This window comes from Sphingosinicella sp. (assembly GCF_052387495.1).
Lineage (GTDB): Bacteria > Pseudomonadota > Alphaproteobacteria > Sphingomonadales > Sphingomonadaceae > Allosphingosinicella.
Genome location: NZ_JBQTJC010000188.1, coordinates 1 through 9,532, shown reverse-complemented (window position 1 = coordinate 9,532; position 9,532 = coordinate 1). Strand labels below are relative to the sequence as shown.

At 66.5% G+C, this 9,532-nt stretch carries 7 protein-coding genes and 1 pseudogene; 4 read left to right on the top strand and 4 right to left on the bottom strand.

The annotated features are described in order from the left end of the window. The 4 genes and pseudogenes from ACT4N8_RS10590 to ACT4N8_RS10575 all read right to left on the bottom strand — a co-directional run. A pseudogene (locus ACT4N8_RS10590) lies at positions 1 to 204 on the bottom strand (LPS export ABC transporter permease LptG); the annotation flags it as partial. After that, entirely contained in the window at positions 204 to 1,412 is a 1,209-nt protein-coding gene (gene lptF, locus ACT4N8_RS10585; RefSeq protein WP_444858091.1) for an LPS export ABC transporter permease LptF, read from the bottom strand. The pseudogene ACT4N8_RS10590 and the gene lptF, both read right to left, overlap by 1 nt. 194 nt (positions 1,413 to 1,606) lie before the next feature. Then, the gene (locus ACT4N8_RS10580; protein WP_444858090.1) at positions 1,607 to 2,554 is read right to left on the bottom strand and encodes a restriction endonuclease; all 948 of its coding nucleotides are present in this window, start codon (positions 2,552 to 2,554) and stop codon (positions 1,607 to 1,609) included. A 141-nt stretch (positions 2,555 to 2,695) separates the two neighbouring features. Next, positions 2,696 to 5,995: a class I SAM-dependent DNA methyltransferase gene (locus tag ACT4N8_RS10575; protein ID WP_444858089.1), complete on the bottom strand. Its 3,300-nt coding sequence runs from the start codon at positions 5,993 to 5,995 to the stop codon at positions 2,696 to 2,698. A gap of 336 nt (positions 5,996 to 6,331) precedes the next feature. Here ACT4N8_RS10575 and ACT4N8_RS10570 point away from each other — a divergent pair, with 336 nt between their 5' ends. The 4 genes from ACT4N8_RS10570 to ACT4N8_RS10555 form a co-directional block, all read left to right on the top strand. After that, the gene (locus ACT4N8_RS10570) at positions 6,332 to 7,096 is read left to right on the top strand and encodes a hypothetical protein (RefSeq protein ID WP_444858088.1); all 765 of its coding nucleotides are present in this window, start codon (positions 6,332 to 6,334) and stop codon (positions 7,094 to 7,096) included. Positions 7,097 to 7,307: 211 nt separating this feature from the next. Beyond that, positions 7,308 to 7,817, top strand: a complete 510-nt coding sequence (locus ACT4N8_RS10565; RefSeq protein WP_444858087.1) for a DUF2141 domain-containing protein — start codon at positions 7,308 to 7,310, stop codon at positions 7,815 to 7,817. Between the two features lie 3 nt (positions 7,818 to 7,820). Further along, positions 7,821 to 8,795 (top strand): diacylglycerol/lipid kinase family protein, encoded by a 975-nt coding sequence (locus ACT4N8_RS10560; protein WP_444858086.1) that lies wholly within the window; start codon positions 7,821 to 7,823, stop codon positions 8,793 to 8,795. A gap of 151 nt (positions 8,796 to 8,946) precedes the next feature. Next, positions 8,947 to 9,532, top strand: a 586-nt coding sequence (locus ACT4N8_RS10555; RefSeq protein WP_444858085.1) for a response regulator, incomplete at its 3' end; no start/stop codon positions are given.

The following is a 9,532-nucleotide window of genomic DNA, read 5'->3' as shown; positions in this document are numbered from 1 at the left end:
GAGCTGCGGCAGCCGCAGGCTGACATAGCGCCAGAGCTCCGCATCGCCATTGCCCGGGACGGCGAGAATCTCGCCCGAATTGCCGAGCAGGTCGAGCGTCATCAGGATGACGACCAAGGCCGCCAGCACCGCGAGGCTGCGCAACAGGAACAGGCGCGCCATGTAGAACGCGATCGGGCGCGACGGAAAGAATTGCAGGTTGATCATTCAGCCGCCGCAAGTGTCTGCCGCCGCCGGCCGAACAACCGGCCAAGCCGCTTGCCGACCAGCGCGAAGGCCTTCTCAAGCGCGGCGATGGGTTGGCCGCCGGGCTTGTGGGCGAGGGTCCAGTACATCCAGAATATGAGCGCGGCGAAGAGGAGGAAGGGGAGCCAGAGCGCGAGCAGGGGATCGAAGCGCCCCGCGGCCCCCGCCTGCTCGGCGTACTGGTTCACCTTGTGATAGGTCACCACCATCACGATCGAGAGGAAGATGCCCAGCCCGGACGTGGACCGCTTCGGCGGCACCGCCAGCGCGACGGCGAGCAAAGGCAGCATCAGGATCATCAGCATCTCGACCAGCCGGAAATGGAAATGCGCCCGCGCCGCGTCCCGCCGCCGCGCGTCGACCCCCGCGGCCCCGCCGAGCCCGATCCGGGCGAGCTCGGTGATGGTCAGCTCCTCCAACGGATTGCCCCGCCCCCGGAAGGACTGGATCGCGGGCAGCTCGAGGGGCAGGTCGTAGCGGTCGAAGCTCAGCACCCGGGGCGCCGGAAAATCCCGCTCCGAATGGACGAGGCGGCCGTTGGCGAGGCGGAAGATGATCGTATTGGGATCCTCGGTGGCGAGGAAGGTGCCCCGGTCCGCGGTCACCGCCAGCCGCCGCCCGTCGCGCCCCTCGGCGCGCAGGAAGACGCCGTGGAGATCGGTCCCCCGCCGCTCGCTGCGTTCGACCCGGAGCGTCATCCGCCGCCCGAAATTGTTGAACTCGCCGACCCGGATCGACGCGCCCAAGGCGCCCGAGCGCAGATCGAAGCGCAATTCTTCATAGGCATATTGGGCATAAGGCTGGACGAAGCCGACGATCGCCACGTTCGCCGCCATCAGCACGACGGCATAGAGATAGGGCACGCGCAGCAGCCGCCCATAGCCGAGCCCCACGGAGCGCAGCGAATCGAGCTCGGACGACAAAGCCAGCCGCCGGAAGGCGAGCAACACGCCGAGCATCAGCCCGATCGGGATGCCGAGACCCAGATATTCGGGGATCAGATTCGCCATCATCCGCCAGACGACGCCGACCGGGCCGCCTTCGGAGACGACGAAATCGAACAGCCGCAGCATCTTCTCGAGCAGCAGCAGCATCGCCGCCAGCACGAGCGTCGCGATCAGCGGCACCGCGATCAGCCGCGCGAGATAGCGATCGATCCGGGTCATCGGATCAAAGTGGTACTTTGATCCGGCCAGAAGGGCCAGAAAGGACCGGCAGGCCGGGGCAGGTTGGCGTCAGCGAGGATCAAGCCCGTCTTCCCTTGGCGCGCCCGGCGCGGATGGCGCCCCTATAGAGGCTGAGCGGAGCGAGGTCATGGGGGATTTGGGGTTCTGCTCGGCGCGATAGCCGCGCGAGCGTCTTAGCTCGTCGCTCCGATCACCGGGCCCGGGACGTAGGAACGCTTCAGCGGCAGGAGCATCTGATAGCGTGGCTCGAACTGGTGGTAGTGGGCGTAGATGAGTTCAATCAGGTTCTCGCCGTCGATCAGGCGGAGGTTGGGCTTGGTGCGCTCGAACGTGCGTGCCTCAGCGGAGAAGCTGCCGAGCGTGACAAACAGGCCATGCTCCCCGCGCTCGATCGCGCCGTGCAGCTGTTGAACCTCCGGGCGACCGATCGTCGTCAGAATCTGCTTGCACTGGACCTTGATGATGGGCGGTTCGAAGCCGAGTTCGTCCCGGTGAGCGATAATATCCACGCCACCGTCGCCCGATGACTGGGTGACGCGCGCGAAGTAGCCCATGCACTTGAGCAGGTGCGCAATGAAATGCTCGAATTGGAAGGGCGTCTGGGATGACTTAAGGCGCTTGATAATGAAGTCCTCAGTCGTCTCCTCCACTTGCAGAGCGACCCGATCCGCATTCGCCTCGTCGATCTCCTCGGGCGCGAGGGCGTCACCCTCCAGCGCAGCCAGAAATTCCTCGGCGTTTGAGCTCACCTGAAACAGGGTGAGGGCGGAGCCGATTTCGTTCAGGGCACTCTGCGAGAAAGAGGACCGCGGAATATGCTGCAGCCATCTCACTTTCCTGGTGTTCGGCCGGTTCAGCGGTAACGAGGGATCGTAGATGTAATCGCTCTCGATCACGCCGATGTTGACCATCCGATCCGGTTTTGAGGGAAAGATGATCAGGTCGCCCGGCTTCATTTCCACCGAGAACCTGTAAACCACCCCCGCGCCGACTGGCACCTCGCCGGGCTTCGCTTCTGGAAAAGCGCGCGCATAGGCCGCTTTGAAAGCATCGCGCGTCGGCCTGATCTCGCTCAGGTTTCCCAATTGGTACCAGCCGATTGCGACATAGCCTTCTTGCACGGGGACAAGTGCTCGCGAGGCATGTGAATTCCCCAGATCGTTCGGTTACTCAAATTTTCCCCCGTCAGCGGGCGTCACGACATTCTGATCTTGGCACTCATCGAATATGGCTGACAATAGCGGGCCCACGAGACACCGGGATCAGTCCTTGCCGAATCTCGGTTGCTGATAATCGGGGCGCAGCCAGCGGATCTTGCCTTCGGCTTCCTCGGCCGCGCGCTCGGCGTTGAGCGCGACGAGGCGGGCGACGATTTCGGCGGGAGTCAGGTCGGCGGGCCAGCCATAGGCCTCCGCCACCGCCGCGTCGATTTGCTCGTGCAGGCGATTGACGATTCCGGCGCGGGCGCGGGTCGCGCGGTCCTGCTCGGCGAAGTCCATCGTCTCGCCTGAGGCGAGCCGGGCCCGCAGATTGTAGATTTCGGTCATGGTGAGGCCGGGTGTTTCCTCCAGCGCCGTCTTGCGGGTGGCATCCAGCTCCTCGGCCAGCTCGGCGATGCGGACGCATTGTTCAGGCGTCGCGTCGGGGAAGGGGAAGGGGTCGAAGACCTTGGACTTCGAGTAACGCGGGTCGTTGCCGAAGCCGAGCCAGCCGCCCGCCTTCAACGCCCATTCGGTGTGGATGCGCGAGGAGAGCACGCCGAGGTGAAAGGCGTCGTCGCTGCCGATGGCGATGATCATGTGGTCGGGGACGATCTCGACCGGCAGAAACTGAAAGACCCGGTGTTTCGTGGTCTCGGTGGTGGCAATGTATCGTTCGAGATGCTCCAGCGTGGGTCTGAAAGTACGTCGCGGCTCACCGAAGACCCACCATCTCTCCTTCATCGCCTTGCGTCGATTCTGGTCCCGCTCCGGCTTTACGGTGTCCAGCAGATGCGTGTAACACCTCGGAAATCGGTGACGCGCTTCGGCTTCGGTCAGCCCAAAGAAATCAATTACAGATTGCCCACGGCTTCCCTGCATCAACTCCGCGCCGCCGAGATACGGGCGAATGACGTTGCGCGCGGATGGGCCATCTTCAGCGAGGAAAAATGCGGCGGTCTTGCGATCAATCTTGAAGCCCTTTCCGGCGAGCATCATGCCGTTGCATGAGAGGCCTTCATTGGCCGTGAGGGCCTTGGTCGAGCCCACGTCAGCGCCAATCGTCAAGTTGGGATTAATCCGCCCCACGGTCACGGCGAGATCGACCTGAGGCTCGTCGCTGTCGAGATTGGCCTCGCGTACCACCTCCATCAGAACCCCTTCGCGCGCACCCGCTTCCGCCACCGTCATCGCGATGCGGACGGCGGCGCTGTCCTTCGTCGCCTTCGTCCAGGGATGATCGGGAATGGCGAGGATGAGGGACAATCCTCTCCTCCCTACCAGGGAGGGGGTTGGGGGTGGGTGGCGGTCGAGAGGGGTCGATCCCCCCGAGGCCGCTTCCACGGCGGGCGCGGATGCGTCCTCTGGCTCGCGGACGCTCGCACCCACCCCGTGATCCCCTCCCTGAAAGGGAGGGGAAAGGTGTTGGGCAATCACCCTTCGGGAGAATTCCTGGGCGATCGAATTGGTGGTGACGAAGCCGAAGCGACGCAGCCTGGTCTCGGGGGCGGTCAGGATTTCAGCCGCCCGGTCCCACCATTGCATGACGAAATCAGCTGAAGGTGGAACAGACGAATTCGCCTTCCACAGCGCCTCGGCATACTCGCCGCTGAGCACCGACCGGATCCCTGTGCCCTTCCCGCCGATGAAGGGCGGATTGCCGACGATAAACTCGGCTTCGGGCCAGGCGGGCTGCAACGGATTGTCGAGGATCGGCTGGTTGGCTTCGTCGCGGCGCAGCACGGCGTCGTAGCCGCCGTGCCGCCCGAAATTGATGTTGGCGCCGCGCGCGAGGATCGGCTCGGGGACGCTTTCGGGATTGTTCTCGATGCGGAAGCGGAGCCAGCCGATCCACAGGACGAGCTCGGCGATCTTGGCGGCGCGTGGGTTCAGTTCCAGGCCGAAGAACTGGTGCGGGCCGACGAGCGGCTCGGCGGCGGCGCCGAGGCCGTCTATCGCCTCGATCACCCGCGCCTCCAGCCGCTCGATCGCTTCCATCGCGACGTAGAGGAAATTGCCGGTGCCGCAGGCCGGATCGAGCACGGTGACCTGCGAGAGCCGGCGATGGAAGGCCTGAGCGATCTCCAGCGCCTGCTCCGCCGTCGCGCCAGGATCGGTCATCCCCTCCTGCGCCGCTTCCCATTCGTCGTTCAGCACCTCCATGATCGTCGCATCGACCAGCCGCTCGACATAGGTGCGCGGCGTATAATGCGCGCCGAGCCGCGCGCGTTCCTGGACAGTCAGCGCCTGTTCGAGCAGTGTCCCAAAGATCGCCGGCTCGACCTTGCGCCAGTCGTGGCGAGCAGCATCGATCAGCTTGTCGAGATCGTTCCGGCTTAGCGGATAGACGCGATCATCCTCGAACAGCCCACCATTGAAGTAGCGAACCTCGTCCGTGAGAACCCAGGTCCAGCGTCCGGCCGGCGGGGGCGCAGCCATCTTGCGCCATAAATCCTGCAGACCCTTGCTAAGCTGGGTCTTGTCCATCAGGGCTCCCGGGGAGTCGTCGGGAGTCCTCGTGCAGCTTTCGAGGAACGCCTTGAACTTGCCCTTGGGAAGCAGTTCAATGTCTTCGGCAAACATGCAGAAGAGGAGTCGCATCAGAAACAATGCGACATCCTCAGTCGCCAACGCCCCTCGTGCGGCGAAATCGCGTTTGTAGTCGCTCTCGTCCTCGATGTGGGCGCTGACTTCCGCGAGCTTGCGCGAGATCTCACGAGTAACTTCGGCGGCGCGCAAGCGCGGATCGCGCGACGCCGGATCGGTCCAGAGGTCGCGAAGGAGCTGCCGGATTTCGTCCTCGCGCAGCGCGGCGAGCGGGATGCGATAGCGCTTGCGATCCGGGAAGAAGCCGTAGCCACGCCCGTTGCCGGCGAAATCGAAGAAGAGCTCGAAGGCGCGGCCAATGTCGCAGACAATCAGGAAGGGGACGGTGGGCTCGCTCGCCGGGAGATTGACGGCATAATTCTTGGCCTGGCCCTGCGCCTTCACCATCAGCCGGTCGTAGCGGGCTCCCGCTGGGGTGAGCGGAATCATCTTGGCGTCGTCGAACAGGCCGCCCTGTTCCTTCTCGCCGGGCGCGAGCTGGGACTGCTTGGCTTCCATGACGAAGCAGCCGCGCTTGTAGAGGTCGATGAAGCCTTTTCCGTGGGCCGAGCGGAAGGAGCCGCCGGGAACAGGGCCGTCGAACTGGTAGGCGCCAAGTACTCCGCCTTCGGCCGGATCGGGGCGATCGATGTCGAGCAGGTCGGTCAGCTCATAGATGAAGGGCTGGAAGTTGGCGCGCTCGGCGCCGCCGGGGAGATTGCCCCAGCGGGTGATGAACGCCTCAATGGCCGCCGCGTCAGTGACTTCCGCCCCCATGGGCTTCATCTTGGCCGCAGAACTCGCCGAGAGGAAGGGGGAAGGTGGACCCCGGATCAAGTCCAGGGTGACGAAGTGGGGAGGGTGAGGCAAAATAGAGCAAACCAAACCGGCACAAAACTCTTGACAGCGTGACGCTGTTTCGGTAAATCTTCCTATCGTGCGGAACCGCGCGCCGAGTCGGAGCGCACTTTGAGTCGGGGCGAACCGGGAGCGGGCCCCGTTTTCCTTTGCTGCCGTGCTTTCCGAGCCGTCGGGCGGTTCCGTCCGACTTGAAAGCACGCCTGGCCGGGGCGGCGATGCCGCGCCCGGCTTTTTCATATGGGAGACATGACGATGAGCGAGGCGAATGGCGCCGGCGCTGGTGCCGGCGCGCGTGCGGGGCGTGGGCCCACGCACAGGTTTTCGGCCGCGGACGAGGCGGCGGTGGTGATGGCGCTGGCCGAAGGGGCGACGGTGAAGGCGGCGGCGCAGGGCGTCGGGTTCGCGGTGCAGACCTTGTATGACGCGCGGGGGCGCTCGGCCGTGTTCGCGGCGGCGTGGGACGAAGCGGTGGCGGAGAGCGCGCGGCCGCGGCTGGTGGAGCCGGGGCCGGGGCGGCGCTGGCAGGTCAAGAAATTGCGGCGGGTGCGCTTCAACGAAGAGCGCAAGAACGCCTTCCTCGCCCATTTCGCGGCGACCTGCGACGTCACCGCTTCGGCGGCGGCGGCGGGGGTGTGCGTTTCGACCGTCTACGACCACCGGAGCCGCGACAGCGCCTTCCACGCGCGCTGGGACGAGGCGCTCGAGGCGGGCTATGCGCGGCTCGAGGCCGAGGCGCTGGCGATGCGGCTGGCGGCGATCGAGCGGCTCAAGGTCCAGCTCGGCAAGAAGGTGCGGCCGCGCGACTGCGACGAGGGCGCGGAGTTCGAGCGGGTGATGCACCTCCTGCGCGAGCACAAGCGCGGGCTCGCCGGCTACCAGAAGAACGGGCGGCCGCCGGCGAAGCGGATGAGCTTCGACGAGGCGATGGAGGAGCTGGAGAAGGCGCTCGACAAGTTCGAGCCCGACGCGCCGCACGACGAGACGCCTTCCTATCCGGACGACGATCTGCCGGCGTGAGGGGGTAGGGCCCCTCCACCATGCGTTGCATGGTCCCCCTCCCCGAGAAATCTCGGGGAGGATTTTAGGCCGCGCCTCCCTGAATTTGTCTCTTCGCCGCCACGTTTTGGCCGCAAGCGCGCGCCATGTGGCGGCGCGACAGGGGAAGATGTGGCCGGTTCCGCAGGCGCGGCGCCGGCCTTGCGGACTTTCTCGGGAGTAGATCGAAGTGATGACCAAGCGGAAGATCAAAGCAGCCACGGCCGGCCTCGCGGGGACCCTCGCGGTGCTCGCCGGCCCGGGCGCGGCGCAGGCGGCGATGGGACCGGACGCGGCCGCCTGCCGCGGCAACCGCCCCGGCATCCTCGTCACCGTCAGCGGCTTCAAGGAACGGCGCGGCAACGTCCGGGTCAACGTCTACGGCTCGGACCCGGACCGCTTCCTCGAGCGCGGCCAATATGTGCGGCAGATCAACCTGCCGGTGAGCCGCTCGGGGCCGATGCCGATCTGCGTCGCCGTGCCGGCGGCGGGGCGCTACGCGGTGGCGGTGCGCCACGATCTCGACGGCAACGGCCGCTCGGGCTGGAGTGACGGCGGCGGCTTTTCGCGCAACCCGCGGATCAGCCTGACCAACCTGCGGCCGAGCTACGAGCGGGTCGCGTTCAACGTCGGGCCGAACGGCTCGGGGGTGAGCGTCACCCTGCTCTACCGCTACGGTCTTTCGATCCGGCCGGCGGGCTAGGAAATGGCTCTCGTCGCGCTCCTCTCCAATCCGCGGTCGACCGGCAACCAGAGCCTGTTGCCGCGGGTGCGGAGCTTCTGCGCGCGCGAGAAGGACATCTTCCACTACGAGGTGGAGGAGGTCGGCCAGATCGGCCAGGCGCTCAGGACGATCGCGCGGGTGAAGCCGAAGCTGCTCGTGCTGAACGGCGGTGACGGGACGGTGCAGGCGGCGCTGACCGAGCTTTATCATGGCGACCATTTCGCCGGGAACCCGCCGCCGGTCGCGGTGCTGCCCAACGGCAAGACCAATCTGATCGCGCACGATCTCGGCGCCGAGGGCGACCCGATCGTCGCGCTCGAGCGGGTGCTCGAGCTGGCGCGGACCGACATGGCGCCGAACATCGTCCAGCGCGAGCTGATCTCGCTCACCGACGGCAGCGCCGGCGGGCGGGCGGTGCTCGGCATGTTCCTCGGCGGGGCGGGTCTGGCCGACACGATCCTCTATTGCCGGGACAAGATCTATCCGCTCGGCCTGCCGAACGGGGTGGCGCATTTCCTCGCCCTGATCATGGGGCTCGCCTCGATCCTGATCGGGCGAAGGGCGCGCTTCCTGCCGCTGCCGGCGCGGCCGCTGACCATCTCGGTGATGAAGCGGGGCGTGCTCAAGGGGACCTTCGCCTTCCTGATGGTGACGACGCTGCAGCGACTCCTGTTCAGCGGCAACATGCCCGGCGCGGGCCAGCCGACCGGATCGATGCAGCTGCTGCTGATCGACCGCAGCCTGCCGGCGCTGATGCGGGCCCTGGTCGCGGCGGTGCGCGGGCGGCTCGGGCGCTACACCTTGACCGGGGTCCATCTCGAGCGCGGCGACGAGATCCGCATCGAGGGCAGCCGCTCGAGCGTGATCCTCGACGGCGAGCTCTTCGAGGCGGACGACAACCGCCCGATCATCTTGAAGCCGACCCCGCCGGTGCCGTTCCTGAGGCTCGCCGCCTGACCGCCGCCGCCGCGGGGGATTTCACAAGACTGTCACGCAAGCGTCACGGAACCTCCGCCGTCGCCGCCTAACCCAAAGGCGGGATGGAGGAGGAGTGGCAGGTGCGAGTCCAGGCCGTTTCGTTGCCGACCGCCATGGGCGGGAGGGGGAATTGAAGGGCTCGGCGCTGGTCGTCGAGGACGATGCGAGCCTCGCCGAACTGCTCCAGTGGCATCTCGAGCGCAACGGCTTCACCGTGCGCGCGACGCCGGACGGGGAGGAGGCGCTGCTCCTCGCCAAGGAGGACGCGCCCGACGTCATCATCCTCGACTGGATGATCGAGGGGCTGCCGGGAATCGAGGTCTGCCGCCGGCTGCGCCGCACGCCGGGAGTTGCGCACGTGCCGATCATCATGATCACCGGGCGCAGCGAGGAGGCGGACCGGATCCGCGGGCTCGAGACCGGCGCCGACGACTATCTCACCAAGCCCTTCTCGCCGCAGGAGCTGATCGCCCGGATCGGCGCGGTGATGCGCCGGGCGCGGCCGGCGATGGCCGCCGAGCAGCTCCGCTTCGCCGACCTCGAAATGGACCTGACCCGCCACCGGGTGCGGCGCGGCGCGCGCAATATCGTGCTGGGGCCGACCGAGTTCCGGCTGCTGAGGCACCTGATCGAGTATCGCGGCCGGGTCTCTTCGCGCGAGCGTCTGCTCGACGCGGTCTGGGGCCACTACCGCGACTTCGAACAGCGCACCGTCG